The organism is Streptomyces sparsus, assembly GCF_054776295.1.
In genome coordinates, this window is the sequence record NZ_BAAHCA010000041.1 from 1 (window position 1) to 16054 (window position 16054).

The following is a 16054-nucleotide window of genomic DNA, read 5'->3' on the forward strand; positions in this document are numbered from 1 at the left end:
GAACCGGGCCACCGTCTCCGGGTCGCCGGCCTCGAACGCCACCCGGGGCGTGAAGCCGGCGACCGCGCACCCCTCCTCGAGTCGCGCCCGCAGACCCGTGCCGCGCGGCAGGCTGATCAGCGGACGGTCGCGCAGCTCGGCGAGCGGGGTGTTCCCCCGGTGGCCGGCGAGCTCGTGCTCGTGGCTCACCGCTGCCACGATCCGCTGCTCGTCCACCACGTGGGCGGCCAGCCCCTCCGGGATCACCTCCCCCACGCTGACGATCGCCGCGTCGAGCCGTCCGGTGCGCAACTCGTCGACCAACCGGTCGCTGTCCGCCTCGCCGAGGGTGATCTCCACACCGGGGTGGTCCCGGTGGAACGCCGCCAGCAGGCCGGGCAGGTCCACGGGGTGCGAGGTGACCGTGCCGAGCGCGACCCGTCCGCGCAGCAGGCCGGTGAGCTCCTCGACGGCGAGCCGGACACCACGCACCGCGTCGAGCGCGGCGCGTGCGTGGGGCAGCACGGCCGCGCCCACGGCCGTGGTGCGCACCGCACGCCCGGAGCGGTCCAGCAGCTCCTGACCGAGTTCACGCTCCAGCCGGCGGATCTGCGCGCTGACGCCGGGCTGCGCCACGTGCAGCCTCTCCGCGGCCCGGGTGAAGCTGCGCTCCTCGGCCACCGCGACGAAGTACCGCAACTGGTGGAGTTCCATAAGCAACGATGCTAGTGGCCAGCGTGATCAGCTCTTGGACTTATGGGGAGGGGCGTCGCAGGGTGGTTGCGAGACCCGATGCCCGAGCCCGAGGAGACACTGATGCACCCGACCCGTGAGTCGGCCGCCACCCCAGAGGACCTGGCCAGGCTGTTCGTGGAACGGGCCAACGCCCGGGACGCCGACGGACTGGCCGAGCTGTACGCGCCCGACGCCGTACTGGCCTTTCCGCCGGGCTCCACCACCGTCGGCCGGGACGCGATCCGCGCGGTGTGCGCCCGCATGCTCGAACACGCGGCGCTGCCCTTCGCCGTGGAGGAGCCGCTGCCCACGGTGTACTACGGCGACCTGGCTCTCACCTCCACCCGCGACGCCGACAGCACCGGCGGCCGGGTCCAGGTGGCCCGTCGTCAGCCGGACGGGAGCTGGCTGCGGGTCATCGACCGTCCCGAGACGCCCGCGGACACCTGACCGGCCCGGCAGGATCCGGCCCGGGCCTCTGGTGAGGCGTCGGGCGTGCGGGTCCGGGGGTGCGGTCAGACGCGGCGCATGCGGGAAGCGAAGAGGTGGCCGACGGCCAGGTAGACCACCGCTGCCAGTCCGTAACCGAAGACGACCTGCATCCACTCCTTGTCGAAGGTGAACAGGTCGTAGGACCATCCGGCGAGCCACTGGGTGGCCTCTCGGAGGAAGCTCACCACCTCGTTCCCGCGGTTGGCGTCGAGCAGGTACATCAGGATCCAGAGGCCGATGATGAGGGCCGCGACGTCAGCAATGAGGGCGATGGCCCTCGCCGCCCCTCCGTACCCATACCGTGTGGACATGACAGGCTTCTTGCCTCTTGTGAGCGTGTGAAACCCCCGGATCACCGGCCCGGTGAAAAGCGGTGGACACCCGGGTCGGGCCGGTTGATGCTTCCCGCTGTGACAGACCCCCGGAACCCGGTCCCGACGCGGACCTCCTCCCCTGCCCGGCTGCGCTTCGTCAAGCTGACGGCCGCCACCATGGGCGCACTGCTCGACGGCGACCTCGACCGGGCCCGTGCCCTGTCCGGCGTGCCGCTGACCGACTACTTCACGACCGAGCGCGCCCGGTGGCTCTGGCGCCTGCGACTGGACCAGCTGGCGGCGGATCCGGAGAGCGCCCGCTGGATCGCCCGCGTCGCCGTCTGCCCGCCAGAGGGCCACGTGGTGGGGCACGCCGGCTTCCACGGGCCACCGGACGAGGCGGGCATGGTCGAGGTCGGCTACTCGGTCGTACCGGAGCACCGGCGGCGCGGGCACGCCACCGGGATGCTGGCGGAGCTGCTGCGCCGGGCCGCGGCGGAGCCCCGCGTCCGGACCGTGCGCGCGTCCGTCAGCCCCGACAACACCGGCTCGCTGGCCACCCTCGGCCGCTTCGGGTTCGTCCGGGTCGGCGAGCAGTGGGACGAGGAGGACGGGCTGGAGATCGTCTACGAGCTGCCGGTCGAGCGCGGCGCCGCACCGCTCTGAGCAGTGCGGGTGAACCTCACCGCCCGCTTCCGCCGCCACCGGGCGCCGACTGTGTCGGATCTTGACTTGTATGTCCCTTTTCCTCGTCAATGTGACCACCATCGGTCGACTGACGGAAAGTGATCATGTCCCTAGCGACGCACAGTCCCTCGTCGGCGCCCCACGGCCTGGCCCACCCGGACTTCTGGCGGCGCCCCGCCGCCGAACGCGAGCGGGTCTTCGACGCCCTGCGCCGCGCGGACGCGCCCGTCCTGGTGCCGGCCGTCCACGGCCCCGGCCACTACGCACTCGTCCGGCACGCGGACGTGGTGAAGGCGGCCAGAACACCGCAGGTGTTCCTGTCCGGGCCGGGCGTGACCACCCCCGAGCCCGCCCGCTGGGTGCGGACCCTCTTCGGTGACTCGATGGTGAACCTCGACGACCCCGAGCACGCCCGGCTGCGACGGGTCGTCTCCCGGGCGTTCACCCCGCGGCTGATCGACCGCCTGGAGCAGGACATCCGCGACACCGCCGCCCGGATCACGGACGACGCCGCCCGGCTGGGGTCCGGGGACTTCGTGGCGGCCGTCGCCGGACGCCTCCCGTACGAGGTGATCTGCTCGATGATGGGCATCCCGGACCGGCAGCGCGCCCAGATCCTGGGCCTGATCGACCGGGCGTCCGCGGACACCGGCGTGCACCGCTCCCTGCGCAGCCGGGTCCGGGTGCCCGGCCGCGGGCTGCGCGCCCTCGCCCGCATGCACGTCGTCATCGCGGGCATCGGCCGGGAGCGGCGGCGGGCGCCGCGGGAGGACCTGATCTCGGCTCTCGTGACCGCGGACGTGGACGGTCAGCGGCTCACCTCCCGGCAGCTGGGCTCGTTCTTCTCGCTGCTGCTGGTCGCCGGCGTCGAGACGACACGCAACGCGCTCGCCCACGGCCTGCACCTGCTCAGCACCCACCCCGAGCAGCGGGAACTGCTGATGTCGGACCTGGACGCCCACCTGAACGGCGCCGTCGAGGAGATCGTGCGCCACAGCACCCCGATCATCCAGTTCCGGCGGACCCTGGCGTGCGACCACGAGCTGGGCGGACGCCGGTTCACCGCCGGCGACAAGGTGTCGCTCTACTTCGCGGCCGCCAACCGGGACGCCTCCGTCTTCCCGGACCCGCACGCCTTCGACATCACCCGCTCGCCCAACCCGCACGTGGGCTTCGGCGGCGGCGGCCCGCACTTCTGTCTGGGCACCCACCTGGCCCGGCAGGAGATGCGCACCCTGCTGCGCGAGCTGCTGACCCGGCTGCCCCGGCTCCGCTCGGTGGGCGAACCGCGGCTGATCCCGTCGAGCTTCGACAACCGGGTCGCGTCCCTGCCTTTCCGCTGCTGAGTCCGGCGTCCGGGGCCGGGCTGCCGGGCAGGGGCCTTCCGGGCCGGCCGGACATGTCCGAGCGGCGTGCTGTGATCGTGACGACGGGCGGCCGGTACCGGCCGCCGCCGAGCGAACAGGAACGCGAGTGACGCCCCACCTCACGGACGCCGACCGGGCCGGCCCACGGGTACGCATCGAGCCCTACTCCGCCGACGACCTCCCCCTGCTCCGGCTGCACAACAGCCCCGAGATGACCGAGCACCTCGGCGGTCCGGAACCGGAGGCCGCCCTGCCCGGCCGCCACCGCCGCTATCTGGAACTGCCCGGTACTGGCGACGGCCGCATGTTCCGCGTCGTCCTGCTTCCGGACGCGGCACCGGTCGGCCTGATCGGTTACTGGGAACGCGAGTGGCGCGGCGAGACGGTGTACGAGGCCGGTTGGGGCGTACTCCCTCCGTACCAGCGACGCGGCATCGCCGCCGCGGCCCTGGCCGCACTGGTCGTCGCCGTCCGTGCCGAGGAACGGCACCCGTACCTGCACGCCTTCCCGTCGGTCGACAACCGGGGTTCCAACGGCGTCTGCCGCAAGCTCGGCTTCACCCGGCTCGGCACCGTGGAGTTCGAGTACCCGCCGGGCACGCTCATGCGCTCCGGCGAGTGGCGCCTGGCGTTGCGCTGAGGCGACGGGCCCGCCCGGACCCGACGCGGTGCGTGCTCGCTGCATGATTAGTCGTCTCTCAGCGGGTACCTGGACTTCTCACGGTACGAAGAGAGGTGAGCGCAGTGAGCGGTCCTGTGGACCACCGCACGTCAGGCACGACCGGCACCGCCGGCACGACCGGCACATCCGAGTCGTCGGCCGGTGAGCTGGTCAAGGAAGCGTCCGCGCAGCTCTCGGAGCTGGTCCGCAGCGAGATGCGGCTGGCGCAGGCAGAGCTGAGAGAGAAGGGCAAGAAGGCCGGTCTCGGCGGCGGCCTGTTCGGTGGTGCCGGAGTCTTCGGTTTTCTCGCGTTGCAGGTCATCGTGGTCGCCGCGATCGCGGCCCTCTCCCTGGCCATGCCGGTCTGGGGCGCCGCGCTGATCGTCGCGGGTGTGCTGCTGGTGATCACGGGTGTGATGGCGCTCGTGGGGAAGAAGCAGGTCAGCCAGGCCACGCCGCCCACGCCTGAGCAGGCGATGAGCAGCACGAAGGCCGACGTCGAGGAGATCAAGGGAAGGGTACGTCGATGACGAGCACTCCCGGGGCCGGCGGCCCCGACGCCAGCAGCCCCGAGGAGCTGCGCAAGCAGGTCGAGGAGACCCGCGAGCAGCTCGGGGACACCGTGGAGGAGCTGGCGGCGAAAGCAGACGTGAAGGGACAGGCGCACCAGAAGGTGGCCGAGGTGCGCTCGCAGGCGCAGGAGAAGGTGGCCGAGGTGCGCTCCCAGGCGCAGGAGAAGGCCAGCCACGCCGCGCACACCGTGCAGGACAAGGCCGGGCAGGCCGCCCAGGCCGTGCAGGAGCGCACACCGGAGCAGCTGCGGGAGTCCGCGGCGCGCGCGGCTGAGGCCGGGCGCCGCCACCCGGGCCCGCTGCTGGCCGTCGGTGCCGTGGTGCTGGTGGCCATGGTGCTGCTGCGCCGCCGCAACAACCACAAGGGCAGGTGGTGACCGTGTCGAAGCTGCTCTACCGCCCGGTGGGCATCGCGATCGGTATGGCCGGCGGTGCGCTGGCCAGCGCGGCCTTCCGCAAGGTGTGGAAGGCCACCGGTCACGACGAAGAGGTTCCGCAGCCGATGGACGAGCACCGCAGCTGGCGCGAGGTGCTGCCCGCTGCCGCACTGCAGGGCGCGATCTTCGCCCTGGTGAAGGCGGCGGTCGACCGCGGCGGTGCCGCGGGCGTCCGCAAGCTGACGGGGTCCTGGCCGGGCTGAACCGCCCGGGCCACCACGTACGGGCCCGCACCTGAGCTGCTTCGGCACCCGGGTGCGGGCCCGACGGCTGTTTCGGAGCCGGCGCCCCGCAGCCGCGGCGAGCCCGGCGGCGGCGCACGCCTCACCGCTCGGTCGGCGGCCGACCGTCCTCGCCCCCCTGGCGCCGGGCGTCAATCTGATGGCGCGAACAGGCAAGGGCCACAGGGGTTTTGGCCCGTACGGTGATCCCGCGAGTACCGGCACCGCACCGGCGGCACCGCACCGACCAAGCCGCCGGAACCACCGTACGAACTCCGTGAACCCATGTGAGGGAACATGCGAAATCGCCGCCGTCTCCGCAACACCACCCTGTTCGGCGCCGTCGCCGGCATGCTGGCCGCCGGCATGGTGTTCGCGCCGTCCGCCAACGCCGACGCGTTCCGCTGCGGCCACTCGGGCAGCGACCCGAGGGCGTGGTGCGCGTACGTGAAGAACGCGCCCAGCGGCCTGAAGGCACGCACCGGCCCGGGCACCAGCTACTCCGTCAGGTTCACCCTCGGCAACGGCACCAAGGTCGAGGTCGACTGCTGGACGTACGGGACCTCGGTGAACGGCTACAACATCTGGGCCGGCCTCTACAACCCGATCGCCCGCACCTACGTCAGCGACTACTACCTCTCCACGGGCCGCATCCAGAACTACGTTTCGCGGTGCTGATCGGTTGACGGCGGGAGCACGGCCCCGAAGCCGGCCCCCTCACCGAGGGGTCGGCTTCGGGGGTCAGACGACGCGCTTGCGGCCCCAGAGGCAGAGGAAGACCACCACGGCGGCCGTCAGGGCGAACAGGATGCCCGACCCCAGCCACTGCATGGACGGCATCTGTGAGACGGGCAGGTAGTCGACCGCCCAGCCGACGACGCCCGCCTCGTCCAGACATGCTGCCACCGCCTGCTCCGAGGGTTCGTGCGCGCAGGTGGACCAGCCGAGCAGTTCACCACTGTCCGTGATGTAGGACTGGTCGAGTTCTTCGGCGCCCGCGGGCAGAGCCGGCCAGGAGTCGTCCGCCCGGACGCCGTTCGTGGTGGTCGCCCGCACCACGTCGCCGAGCTCCAGCCGCACGCGCGTCCAGATCAGCTGCGTGACGACTGCGAAGCCGAAGGTGACCACCATCGCTGGCAGGGTGCGCCGCAGCAGCATGCCGATCGCCGCCCCGCCGGCGACGGTGAACAGGGCCAGGGCCACAGGCACCGGTCCGGTGGTGTCGAACACCGCGCCCGAGGACCACGTCATGGAGCTGTTCCGGCCGCTGATCGGCTGCCACCACCAGCCGAACGCCGTGGACAGCGCGACCGTCGACACCACCACGACCAGCATCGTGATGCCCAGTTTCGTGACGAGCCAGCGGACCCTGCCCACCGCCTGCGAGGTGACGAGTTTGGCGGTGCCGTTCTCCAGGTCCTGGGCGAACATGGGGGCGCCCAGGAAGACTCCGAGCAGGACCGGCAGGCAGCCGAGGGCGAAGGCGACGAGCTGCATGTGCGAGACGTACGGCGCGAAACCGGTCTGCCAGTCGTCCGACGGGGACGGGTCGGGCCAGTCGAAGCCGTTGAGGTAGTCCGTCATCTCCGCCCGGCGGAAGACGACGTAGGCGAGGGCGAGCGCGGTGGCGCCCAGCAGCGTCCAGAAGGCGGAGCGGTGCTGCCGCCAGACCAGCCAGTACAGGCCGCGCAGTCGCGGCAGCCTGCCGTCGGCGCTGCCGGGACGGCCGGAGCGCTGGGAACGGGTGGGGGTCGCGGTGTTCGCCGGCGCGCTCATGCGGCGACTGCCTCGGAGTCGACCGAGCCGCTGACCTGCGCACTCGGGCTGAGCAGCGGCGGGGCACCGGGAGAGCGCAGATACGCGAGCAGCAGCTCCTCCAGGGTGGGGGTGTCCGTCTGCCAGAAGGGGGCGATCGGCCCGTCGGGCCGCAGCAGCGCCGTGACCTGACGTCCGCTGGTGCGGGACTCGACCACGGTGTGCGCGCCGAAGGAGACGTTGACGTGCTCGTCGGCCCGGGCGCCGGTGACGAGCGCGTGTGCGGTGAGGAGTTCGTCGACGTCACCGGCGAGCCGCAACCCGCCCGACGCGAGCACCAGCAGGTAGTCGCAGACGTTCTCCAGTTCGGTGAGCATGTGCGAGGACATCAGCACGGTGGTGCCGTGTTCCGCCGCCTCGGCCATGAGCAGCCCCATCAACTCGTGGCGCACCAGCGGGTCGAGGTCCGACATCGGTTCGTCGAGCAGCAGGAGGTCGGGACGCTTACCGAAGGCCAGGGCGAACGCGACCCGGGTGCGCTGGCCACCGGACAGGGTGCCGATGCGCGCGTCCATCGGGATGTCGCCGGCCCGCACGATGTCCTCGGCCGCCGCCTGGTGCCACGTGCTGTTCAACTCACGTCCCATCCGCAGGGTCTCGGCCACCGTGAAGCGGCGGAACAGCGGCTTGTCCTGGGCGAGGAACGCGGTGCGCCGGTTCGCCTCGGCGGACGGTGGCGCGGCGCCGAAGACCCGCAGGCTTCCCTCGGTGGGTTGCAGCAGGTTCGCCGCCGCCGCGAGCAGTGTCGTCTTGCCCGCGCCGTTCGGTCCGACCAGGCCGCAGATGCGTCCCGCCGGCAGCCGGAACGAGCAGTCCCGCAGCGCCCAGCCGCGTCGGTACTTCCTGCCCAGCCCTCGGGCCTCCATGGCGGGTTCGCCGCCCTCCCCGTAGCCCATGCCCTCGCTCATCCTGTGCTCCTCGTGTCCCGGGCGCCCGTGCGCCCGGTCGTCGGCCGGGTCTGCCCGGTCGTCTCGGTGGCTGTGGTCCCGGCGTACCGTTCCTCCAGGACGGAGGCGACGAGCGCCGTCACGTCCTCCCGTTCCAGGCCCGCGTCGCGCGCCCGTGTCATCCACGCCTCCAGCTCCCCGCGCAGCGGTGAGTCGGCGCCCGCCTGCGGCCGGGCCAGCGACCGCCGCACGAACGTGCCGAGGCCGGGGCGGGGTTCGACCAGGCCCTCCCGTTCCAGCTCGCGGTAGGCCTTGAGCGTGGTGTTGGGGTTGACCGCGCAGGTCTCCGCGACCTCCTTCGCCGTCGGCAACCGGTCCCCCGGCAGCAGCACGCCCAGCCGCAGCGCCTGCTTGGTCTGCTGAACGATCTGCTGGTAGGCGGCCACGCCGCCACGCCGATCGATGCGGAACTCCAACCCCCTGCACACCCTTTCACTAGTTGATTAGTGGAATGACTATGGAGTGCGGAGGCGTGTGCTGTCAACGCCCCCGACCGGCCCCGTCCCGGGCGCGGAAAGGGGTCGGCCGCAGGACACTGGGAAATGGTTTTCCGAAGCTCCGGGCTCCACCGATCACCGTGGTCCTCCGTCCGTGACGCCGACGGAGGCCGGGGCCGGGCCGTGGGAACCGGCTGCGGCCGAAAAGTGACAACCCGTCGCCACGGACGGGTGTACATCGCTTGACGCGTGGCAGAACGAGCATCAACGTGCTGCGCATCTGCCGCACACACCGGTTGGTGAGGCCGCTCCAGGGAAGGGCGGCGCAGGCAAGGAGGCCTGATCCTGATGGTGAAAGCGTGGGCACCAGTGAGGGCCGGGCGGCCGCCGGGCCGCTTCGCCGCCGCGACGGGAGCCTCGGTACTGGCAGTGGGGCTGCTCGCCGGCTGCGGGGGCGGTGGCGGCGGCACCCCAGTGGTGAACCTCTACCTCTCCCCCGAGGAGAGCCTTCAGCAGGTGGTCGACCAGTGCAACGCCGAGGCCGACGGCAGGTACCGCATCGTCTACCACCAGCTGCCGCGGGACGCGGACGGCCAGCGTGAGCAGATGGTCCGGCGCCTGGCCGCCGAGGACAGCGGCCTGGACGTGCTGGGGCTCGACGTCACCTGGATCCCCGAGTTCGCCGAGGCCGGCTGGATCGAGGAGTGGACCGGCGAGAACCGCGAACAGGCCGTGGAGGACGTGCTGCCGGGCCCGCTGGAGACGGCGATCTGGAACGACAAGGTCTACGGCGCTCCGAAGAACACCAACGTCCGGCTGCTCTGGTACGACGAGCGCATCACGCCCGAACCCCCCGCCACCTGGCAGGAGATGATCGACACCGCCAAGGAGCTGAAGGCCGAGGGCAAACCGCACCGGGTGCTGTTCACCGGCGCCCAGTACGAGGGCCTGGTGGTGTTCTTCAACAGCCTGGTCGCCTCGACCGGCGGCCAACTGCTGTCCGCGGACGGCACGGAGGCGATCGTCGACGAGGGTGTCGTCGAGGCCCTGAAGATCCTCAAGGACATCTCGACGTCCGGCATCACCAGCCCGTCGCTGTCCAACCAGCAGGAGGACGAGGTCCGGCTCGCCTTCCAGAACGGGCGCGGCGCCTTCCAGTTCAACTGGCCCTACGTGTACGCCTCCTACGCCCAGGAGAAGCCGGACGAGCTGGAGCACCTCAAGTGGGCCCGCTACCCGACCGTCGACGAGGGCGACACCAGCCGTGCCACCGCCGGCGGTTACAACCTGGCGGTCAGCTCCTACTCGACCAACAAGCCGGAGGCCTTCGAGGCGGCGCTGTGCCTGCGCAAACCGGAGAGCCAGAAGTACCAGGCGCTGCGCTCGGGCCTGCCGCCCAGCATCGAGAGCGTCTACGACGACACGACCCCGCTCGACCCGGACAAGCCGGCCGACCCCGAGACCAATCCGACGATGGCGACCGAGTACCCGCCGAAGGAGACCATTCGCGCGGCCCTCGCCGACGCCGCGGTGCGCCCGCTCACCCCGGCCTACCAGAACCTGTCCACCGTCACCGCGAAGATCCTCTCACCGCCCTCGGCCATCGATCCGGAACGGACCGCGGACGAGCTGCGCGAGGAACTCGACGCGGCGCTGAAGTCCCAGGGGGTCCTCCCGTGACCGCGACCACCCCGAAGGCGGAGGGCTCCGAGCCGAAGCCCGCCGTGGACAACCGCAAGGCGATGAGTGAGGGCAGGAAGGCCGAACGGCGCCTGGCGTGGATGCTGTGCGCCCCGGCCGCCCTGGTGATGGTCGCCGTCACCGGCTGGCCGATCCTCTACTCGATCTGGCTCTCGCTGCACCGCTACGACCTGCGCTTCCCCGACCAGCAGGAGTTCGTCGGCCTCGACAACTACGCCGTCGTGCTCACCAACTCCTACTGGTGGACGGCGTTCAGCGTCACGGTGGTCATCACCGTCGTCTCGGTCGTGATCGAGCTGGTACTCGGCATGGCGCTCGCGCTGATCATGCACCGGACGTTGCTGGCCCGCGGCCTGGTGCGCACGGTGACGCTGATTCCGTACGGCATCGTCACGGTCGTCGCCGCGTTCTCCTGGTTCTACGCCTGGACACCCAACACCGGATATCTGGCGGAGGCCTTCGCCGGGGACTCCGCGCCACTGACCGAACGCGCCGCCTCCATCGCCATCATCATTCTCGCCGAGGTGTGGAAGACGACACCGTTCATGGCGCTGCTGCTCATGGCCGGTCTCGCGCTCGTCCCCGACGACCTGATGCGCGCCGCGGCCATGGACGGCGCTGGCGGCTGGCAGCGGTTCATCAAGGTGACCGTGCCGGTGATGAAGCCGGCGATCCTCGTCGCCCTGCTGTTCCGCACCCTCGACGCGTTCCGGATCTTCGACAACATCTTCGTGCTGACCGGGGGCGCCAACGACACCTCATCGGTCTCGATGATCACCTACAACAACCTGATCAGAGGACTCAACCTCGGTATCGGCTCCACGATGTCCGTGCTGATCTTCATCTCGGTCGCCATCATCGCCTACCTGTTCGTCAAGTTCTTCGGCGCGGCGGCCCCCGGCAGCACCCAGGGAGGGAAGGGCTGATGACCATCGCGAGCCAGGCGGCCGCCCGGCGGAAGACGAAGTGGGCGTTCGTCAACACCGTCGTCGTCATCTACGCGCTGATGCCCGTGCTGTGGATCGTCTCGCTCTCCTTCAAGACGAAGGAGACGATCACCGACGGCAACTTCATCCCCCGCTCCTGGACGTTCGACAACTACGCGGACATCTTCGCCACCAGCGAGTTCCTCCGGGCCCTGTTCAACTCCATCGGTATCGCGCTGATCTCCACCTTCATCGCGGTGGTGCTGGCGACCATGGCCGCCTACGCCATCGCCCGGCTGGAGTTCCCCGGCAAGCGGGCCCTGGTCGGGGTGTCACTGCTGATCGCGATGTTCCCGCAGATCTCCCTGGTCACCCCGCTGTTCAACATCGAACGCGAGTTGGGCCTCTTCGACACCTGGCCCGGACTGATCCTGCCGTACATCACCTTCGCGCTCCCGCTGGCCATCTACACCCTCTCGGCGTTCTTCCGCGAGATCCCCTGGGAGCTCGAGAAGGCCGCCAAGATGGACGGCGCCACGCCCGCGCAGGCGTTCCGCCGGGTCATCGCGCCGCTGGCCGCGCCCGGGGTGTTCACCACGGCGATCCTGGTCTTCATCTTCTGCTGGAACGACTTCCTGTTCGCGATCTCGCTGACCGCCTCCGAGTCCTCCAGGACCGTGCCGGCGGCACTGTCGTTCTTCACCGGTTCCTCCCAGTTCGAGGATCCGACCGGCACGATCTCGGCCGCGGCCGTGGTGATCACCGTCCCGATCATTCTGTTCGTGCTCTTCTTCCAGCGCCGCATCGTCGCGGGGCTGACGTCCGGCGCCGTGAAGGGTTAGCAAGGGGTTCTGCTATGGCTGAGATCGTGCTCGACAAGGTGTCCAAGCGCTTCCCGGACGGCGCCCTCGCGGTGTCCGAGGTCGACCTGACCATCGAGGACGGCGAGTTCCTCATCCTCGTCGGCCCCTCGGGGTGCGGGAAGTCCACCACCCTCAACATGGTCGCCGGGCTGGAGGACATCACCGCCGGTGAACTCCGTATCGACGGCGACCGCATGAACGAACGCGCGCCCAAGGACCGGGACATCGCCATGGTGTTCCAGTCCTACGCGCTCTACCCGCACATGACCGTGCGGGAGAACATCGCCTTCCCGCTGCGGCTCGCGAAGGTGCCCGACCCGAAGGTCAGGGAACGGGTGGAGGAGGCCGCCGCCATTCTCGACCTCGTCGACCACCTGGACCGCAAGCCCGCCAACCTCTCCGGCGGCCAGCGCCAGCGCGTCGCCATGGGCCGGGCCATCGTGCGCAGCCCCAAGGCGTTCCTGATGGACGAGCCGCTGTCCAACCTGGACGCCAAGCTCCGCGGCCAGATGCGCACCGCGCTCTCCCGGCTCCAGAAACGCCTCGGCACCACCACCGTCTACGTCACCCACGACCAGACCGAGGCCATGACGCTGGGCGACCGCATCGTGGTGCTCCAGGCCGGGCACGTCCAGCAGATCGGCACTCCGCAGGAGCTCTACGACAAGCCGGCCAACCTCTTCGTGGCCGGCTTCATCGGCTCACCGTCGATGAACTTCCTGCCCGTCACCGTGGAGGACGGCCGCCTGACCACACCGCTCGGCTCGATCCCGCTCACCGACCGGGTCCGCCGCCGTCTCGAAGCGGCCGAAGCCCCCCGCGACCTCATCGCCGGCTTCCGGCCCGAGCACTTCGAGGACGCCACCCTGGTGGAGGAGCACCAACGCCAGGAGGGCGCCTCCTTCACCGGTTCCGTCGACGTCCTGGAGTCGCTCGGCTCCGAGAAGTACGCCCACTTCGTGCTGGAGGGGGAGGGCGCCCGCTCCCAGCAGCTCACCGACCTCGCCGACGTCACCGGGTCCTCCGACGTCCCCACCGGCGGCGTCTCACAGCTCGTCACCCGCCTCTCCGCCACCACCGAGGCCCGGGAGAACCAGGAGCTGGAGGTCTGGTTCAACCCCGACCTGGTGATGCTCTTCGATCCGGAGAACGGGAGGAACCTGACCCTGGGCGAGTGAGGCCGCGGGCCCCCGGGCACGCCACCGGCCCGCCCGCGCCGGGGACCGGCGCAGGCGGGCCGGAGTGGCTCGGGGTGCGCGGGGCCGCTCAGGGGGCCGGGGTGCGGCCCGGGGCGGTGGACGCCAGCCAGGAGGTGACCCTGCTGACGTCGGAGGTCGTGAGCATGCCCACGACTCGGCCGTCCTGGAGCACCACGGCACGCTGGGTGGGGCTGCCGCCCAGCTCGGACAGCACCCGCACCAGCGGATCCTCGGGGCGCGGCGTGGGAACGTCCTCGATCGGGACCATCACCGAGCCCACGGCGGCGTTCCGCTGCTCCGCCGGGAGACCGGCGGCGGCCTTGGCACTCACCAGGCCCACCGGGCGGCCCTCCTCGTCGACCACGGGAAAGGCGGAGTGCCGGTAGCGGAACTCGGGGTGGTCGAGGAACTCGGCCACCGGCAGCGAGGCGCGCACGGTGACCGGATCGCGCCCCATGGCCTGGCCCACCGTGACACCGCCGAGCAGCTCCCGCAGCTTCGCCTGACCGCCCTCCGCCGTCGCCATGGCGATGAGGAAGAGGCCGAGGAGGACGAACCAGAAGCCGCTGAACGCGGGCCCCGCAAAAACGAAGTACAGACCGACACCGATCAGCAGCCAGCCCAGCACCCGGCCTGCGCCCGCCGCCACGGCGGTGGCGCGCAGCGAGTCACCGGTGCTGCGCCACACCAGCGCACGGAGGAGCCGTCCACCGTCCAGGGGCGCGGCGGGCAGGGCGTTGAAGACGGCCAGCAGCACGTTGATGCCCGCCAGCCACGCCAGTGCCTCGACGACCAGCCCGGCCCCGTACAGCGCGCCGAACAGCCCGGCCAGGACACCGAACAGCACACCGAGCAGCAGGCTCACCAGCGGGCCGACCCCGGCGATGCGGACCTCGGCCGCCGGCGTCGGGGCCTCGCTCTTCAACCGGGCCATGCCGCCGAGCAGCCACAGCGTGATGTCGTCGACCTGGACGCCGTTGCGCCGTGCCACGAGGGCGTGGCTGATCTCGTGGCACAGCAGCGACAGCATGAAGACGACAGCCGCCGTCAGCCCGGTGACCCAGTACTGCCAGGGCGGACGGTCCGGGTAGGCGGCCGGGAACCGGCCCGCGAGTCCGAGGGCGAGCACGGCGATGATGGCCAGGACGCTCCAGTGCACCCCGATCCGGATACCGGCCACCCGCCCGAGCGAGAACGTTGCCTTCACAGCGAATCCACCTCCATCCCGCCTGCCGGGTTCCACGCAGCCACGCCCTCACCCGTCGCGGACCGGCCGGGCGGGCGGCGCCGCCCGGGGGGTGTGGCCGCTCGACCACTCACGGAAAGTACGGGTACCGCGGGTACACGTAACCGGGCCCCCAGAACGGGACGTAGCCGTAGTGGGTGTAGAGGCGGTCGTAGTACTCGCTCTGCTCGGTGAGCTCCGGGTCGTACACGGGCGCGTCGGCCACCTGGTCCCGGGTGCGGTCGATGCGGACGTGGCCCTCGTCCAGACCGGCCACCGCGTCGACCGGGATGTAGGCCTCCTTCTCACCGATGCCGAGAAAGCCGCCGTGCTCGAGGACGAGGAAGCGGACCTTGCTCTCCGCCTCGTCGATGATCAGGTCGCCCACCTTGCCGAGTTCGTTGTCGGAACGGTCGAACACCTTCCGGCCCTGGATGTCCTCCTCGTCCAGGGCGATCTGGTGCTTCGACTCGGAGAGCCTTGTCAGAGTGGGAATGTCGCCGGACGTCATGAAGTCTCCTTCGGATGCTGTGCGTGATCGCACGGCCGGGCGCCCTCGCCCGGCCGCCTGCCCCGTCCCGGTTCCCGAGACCCGCCGTCCCATGCCCGCCGCCACCCTGCGGATAGCCGGAACCGTGGCGGGCGCGGGCCACGGGCGGGGCCGTCGGTCGCAGCGGTCCCCCGCGGGGCGTTGCGTAGAAGGTGCGCCGGTCAGGACGCGGGAAGCCTGAGCACGCCCTCGTCGTAGTCGACGGTGATCGAGCCGAACTCGCTGAGCACGTCCGAGCCGAGCAGCCCCTGGATCCCGCCGCCGCTCCCTTCCGGAGGACCGAGGTCGATGACCGTGACCTCACCGGGTTCCAGGCTCACGTCACCGACCTTCCACTCCCCCACGTCGGCGACGGGGACCTCCCCACTGGCGATGACACCGCTCACCGGGCGGCGCTCACCGGTGAGCTCCAGACCGAGCTCGTCGGCGACGTCCTCGTGGACGACGCTCGTGGAGGCACCGGTGTCGAGCGCGAACAGGAACGATCCCTCGCCCTCGATGCTCACCGGGACGAACGCCAGCGTCCGATCGTCCCGCTCCACCACCCGGAGCGGCACTTCGCGCGCCTCACCCGGCGACGAGGTCCGCGTCGAACCGGAGTCGTCGCGTTCCTCGGCGACGACGCACCCGGTCAGCAGCAGCGCGACGACCGGCGCCGCAGCGAGCCGGCTCGTCCACCGCCGCCTGGCACCGGACGCTGAGCTGCCCTGGATTGTCATGCCGCCCGGGTAGCCCGTCCGGTACACCGTTAAACGACCCGGGCTCCGGCCCACGGTGCGGCCCCCTGGGCAGCCTCCGCCCGGGCGCGTCCACTGGCCCGGAGCCGTGGGCGTGTGTCCCCCGCACCGGCCGGTGAGGTCGTCCGGGTCGGAGGGGGCGCGGTGGTCCAGCCGGTGGCGGAGGGAGGCCACCACACCACACAGCTT

Annotated in this window: 20 protein-coding genes; 12 read left to right on the plus strand and 8 right to left on the minus strand. The window is 71.1% G+C overall.

The genetic code is table 11. The features are described from left to right. Positions 1-693 (minus strand): LysR family transcriptional regulator (locus tag ACYVE9_RS04995; protein WP_461026474.1); only part of this gene is annotated, 693 nt, incomplete at its 3' end. Positions 694-795: 102 nt separating this feature from the next. Here ACYVE9_RS04995 and ACYVE9_RS05000 point away from each other — a divergent pair. Beyond that, positions 796-1164, plus strand: a complete 369-nt coding sequence (locus ACYVE9_RS05000) for a YybH family protein (protein ID WP_461026475.1) — start codon at positions 796-798, stop codon at positions 1162-1164. 65 nt (positions 1165-1229) lie between these two features. Here ACYVE9_RS05000 and ACYVE9_RS05005 read toward each other — a convergent pair whose 3' ends face one another. Continuing rightward, on the minus strand, positions 1230-1517 hold the full coding sequence (locus ACYVE9_RS05005) for a hypothetical protein (protein ID WP_461026476.1): 288 nt from the start codon (positions 1515-1517) through the stop codon (positions 1230-1232). Positions 1518-1616: 99 nt separating this feature from the next. On the opposite strand from ACYVE9_RS05005, the gene ACYVE9_RS05010 reads away from it, so the two are divergent. The 7 genes from ACYVE9_RS05010 (at position 1617) to ACYVE9_RS05040 (ending at position 6143) form a co-directional block, all read left to right on the plus strand. Continuing rightward, a complete protein-coding gene (locus ACYVE9_RS05010; protein WP_461026477.1) occupies positions 1617-2186 on the plus strand; it encodes a GNAT family N-acetyltransferase in 570 nt (189 codons plus the stop codon). Positions 2187-2311: 125 nt separating this feature from the next. Next, positions 2312-3553: a cytochrome P450 gene (locus ACYVE9_RS05015; RefSeq protein WP_461026478.1), complete on the plus strand. Its 1242-nt coding sequence runs from the start codon at positions 2312-2314 to the stop codon at positions 3551-3553. A 127-nt stretch (positions 3554-3680) separates the two neighbouring features. Continuing rightward, positions 3681-4214, plus strand: coding sequence for a GNAT family N-acetyltransferase (locus tag ACYVE9_RS05020; protein ID WP_461026479.1), 534 nt, complete (start codon positions 3681-3683; stop codon positions 4212-4214). A gap of 104 nt (positions 4215-4318) precedes the next feature. Continuing rightward, positions 4319-4765, plus strand: coding sequence for a phage holin family protein (locus tag ACYVE9_RS05025; RefSeq protein ID WP_461026480.1), 447 nt, complete (start codon positions 4319-4321; stop codon positions 4763-4765). Then, positions 4762-5184: a DUF3618 domain-containing protein gene (locus ACYVE9_RS05030; RefSeq protein ID WP_461026481.1), complete on the plus strand. Its 423-nt coding sequence runs from the start codon at positions 4762-4764 to the stop codon at positions 5182-5184. Before ACYVE9_RS05025 ends, ACYVE9_RS05030 begins: the two co-directional genes overlap by 4 nt. Continuing rightward, complete coding sequence (locus ACYVE9_RS05035; RefSeq protein ID WP_461026482.1) at positions 5181-5447, plus strand: DUF4235 domain-containing protein; 267 nt, start codon at positions 5181-5183, stop codon at positions 5445-5447. Before ACYVE9_RS05030 ends, ACYVE9_RS05035 begins: the two co-directional genes overlap by 4 nt. Positions 5448-5762: 315 nt before the next feature. After that, entirely contained in the window at positions 5763-6143 is a 381-nt protein-coding gene (locus ACYVE9_RS05040) for an SH3 domain-containing protein (RefSeq protein ID WP_461026483.1), read from the plus strand. 63 nt (positions 6144-6206) lie between these two features. Here the strand turns inward: ACYVE9_RS05040 and ACYVE9_RS05045 are convergent, their stop codons facing one another. The 3 genes from ACYVE9_RS05045 to ACYVE9_RS05055 are packed head-to-tail and all read right to left on the minus strand — an operon-like array spanning position 6207 to position 8643. After that, positions 6207-7241, minus strand: a complete 1035-nt coding sequence (locus ACYVE9_RS05045) for an ABC-2 transporter permease (RefSeq protein ID WP_461026484.1) — start codon at positions 7239-7241, stop codon at positions 6207-6209. Next, complete coding sequence (locus tag ACYVE9_RS05050) at positions 7238-8188, minus strand: ABC transporter ATP-binding protein (protein ID WP_461026485.1); 951 nt, start codon at positions 8186-8188, stop codon at positions 7238-7240. Before ACYVE9_RS05050 ends, ACYVE9_RS05045 begins: the two co-directional genes overlap by 4 nt. After that, positions 8185-8643, minus strand: coding sequence for a GntR family transcriptional regulator (locus tag ACYVE9_RS05055; protein WP_461026486.1), 459 nt, complete (start codon positions 8641-8643; stop codon positions 8185-8187). Before ACYVE9_RS05055 ends, ACYVE9_RS05050 begins: the two co-directional genes overlap by 4 nt. 369 nt (positions 8644-9012) lie before the next feature. On the opposite strand from ACYVE9_RS05055, the gene ACYVE9_RS05060 reads away from it, so the two are divergent. The 4 genes from ACYVE9_RS05060 to ACYVE9_RS05075 all read left to right on the plus strand — a co-directional run bounded on the left by ACYVE9_RS05060 (position 9013) and on the right by ACYVE9_RS05075 (position 13332). Next, positions 9013-10344 carry an ABC transporter substrate-binding protein gene (locus tag ACYVE9_RS05060; protein ID WP_461026487.1) on the plus strand — a complete coding sequence of 444 codons (1332 nt, stop codon included), beginning with the start codon at positions 9013-9015 and terminating at the stop codon, positions 10342-10344. A gap of 62 nt (positions 10345-10406) precedes the next feature. Next, positions 10407-11291 (plus strand): carbohydrate ABC transporter permease, encoded by an 885-nt coding sequence (locus ACYVE9_RS05065; RefSeq protein ID WP_461026493.1) that lies wholly within the window; start codon positions 10407-10409, stop codon positions 11289-11291. Beyond that, the gene (locus ACYVE9_RS05070; RefSeq protein ID WP_461026488.1) at positions 11291-12133 is read left to right on the plus strand and encodes a carbohydrate ABC transporter permease; all 843 of its coding nucleotides are present in this window, start codon (positions 11291-11293) and stop codon (positions 12131-12133) included. The genes ACYVE9_RS05065 and ACYVE9_RS05070 overlap by 1 nt, the downstream gene beginning before the upstream one ends. A gap of 14 nt (positions 12134-12147) precedes the next feature. Continuing rightward, positions 12148-13332, plus strand: coding sequence for an ABC transporter ATP-binding protein (locus tag ACYVE9_RS05075; RefSeq protein WP_461026489.1), 1185 nt, complete (start codon positions 12148-12150; stop codon positions 13330-13332). Between the two features lie 88 nt (positions 13333-13420). On the opposite strand, the gene ACYVE9_RS05080 is transcribed toward ACYVE9_RS05075, so the two are convergent. From ACYVE9_RS05080 to ACYVE9_RS05090, 3 genes are all read right to left on the minus strand, one after another. Next, entirely contained in the window at positions 13421-14560 is a 1140-nt protein-coding gene (locus ACYVE9_RS05080) for a site-2 protease family protein (protein ID WP_461026490.1), read from the minus strand. Positions 14561-14669: 109 nt separating this feature from the next. Beyond that, positions 14670-15089, minus strand: coding sequence for a PRC-barrel domain-containing protein (locus tag ACYVE9_RS05085; protein ID WP_461026491.1), 420 nt, complete (start codon positions 15087-15089; stop codon positions 14670-14672). Between the two features lie 200 nt (positions 15090-15289). Continuing rightward, positions 15290-15847 (minus strand): aspartyl protease family protein, encoded by a 558-nt coding sequence (locus tag ACYVE9_RS05090; protein ID WP_461026492.1) that lies wholly within the window; start codon positions 15845-15847, stop codon positions 15290-15292. Positions 15848-16054: the final 207 nt, after the last annotated feature.

Bases quoted from the DNA above. Each gene is read 5' to 3' on its own strand.
- ACYVE9_RS05000 (WP_461026475.1), top strand. From the start codon at position 796: ATGCACCCGACCCGTGAGTCGGCCGCCACCCCAGAGGACCTGGCCAGG.
- ACYVE9_RS05005 (WP_461026476.1), bottom strand. From the start codon at position 1,517: ATGTCCACACGGTATGGGTACGGAGGGGCGGCGAGGGCCATCGCCCTC.
- ACYVE9_RS05015 (WP_461026478.1), top strand. From the start codon at position 2,312: ATGTCCCTAGCGACGCACAGTCCCTCGTCGGCGCCCCACGGCCTGGCC.
- ACYVE9_RS05030 (WP_461026481.1), top strand. From the start codon at position 4,762: ATGACGAGCACTCCCGGGGCCGGCGGCCCCGACGCCAGCAGCCCCGAG.
- ACYVE9_RS05040 (WP_461026483.1), top strand. From the start codon at position 5,763: ATGCGAAATCGCCGCCGTCTCCGCAACACCACCCTGTTCGGCGCCGTC.
- ACYVE9_RS05045 (WP_461026484.1), bottom strand. From the start codon at position 7,241: ATGAGCGCGCCGGCGAACACCGCGACCCCCACCCGTTCCCAGCGCTCC.
- ACYVE9_RS05050 (WP_461026485.1), bottom strand. From the start codon at position 8,188: ATGAGCGAGGGCATGGGCTACGGGGAGGGCGGCGAACCCGCCATGGAG.
- ACYVE9_RS05060 (WP_461026487.1), top strand. From the start codon at position 9,013: ATGGTGAAAGCGTGGGCACCAGTGAGGGCCGGGCGGCCGCCGGGCCGC.
- ACYVE9_RS05065 (WP_461026493.1), top strand. From the start codon at position 10,407: ATGAGTGAGGGCAGGAAGGCCGAACGGCGCCTGGCGTGGATGCTGTGC.
- ACYVE9_RS05070 (WP_461026488.1), top strand. From the start codon at position 11,291: ATGACCATCGCGAGCCAGGCGGCCGCCCGGCGGAAGACGAAGTGGGCG.
- ACYVE9_RS05075 (WP_461026489.1), top strand. From the start codon at position 12,148: ATGGCTGAGATCGTGCTCGACAAGGTGTCCAAGCGCTTCCCGGACGGC.
- ACYVE9_RS05085 (WP_461026491.1), bottom strand. From the start codon at position 15,089: ATGACGTCCGGCGACATTCCCACTCTGACAAGGCTCTCCGAGTCGAAG.
- ACYVE9_RS05090 (WP_461026492.1), bottom strand. From the start codon at position 15,847: ATGACAATCCAGGGCAGCTCAGCGTCCGGTGCCAGGCGGCGGTGGACG.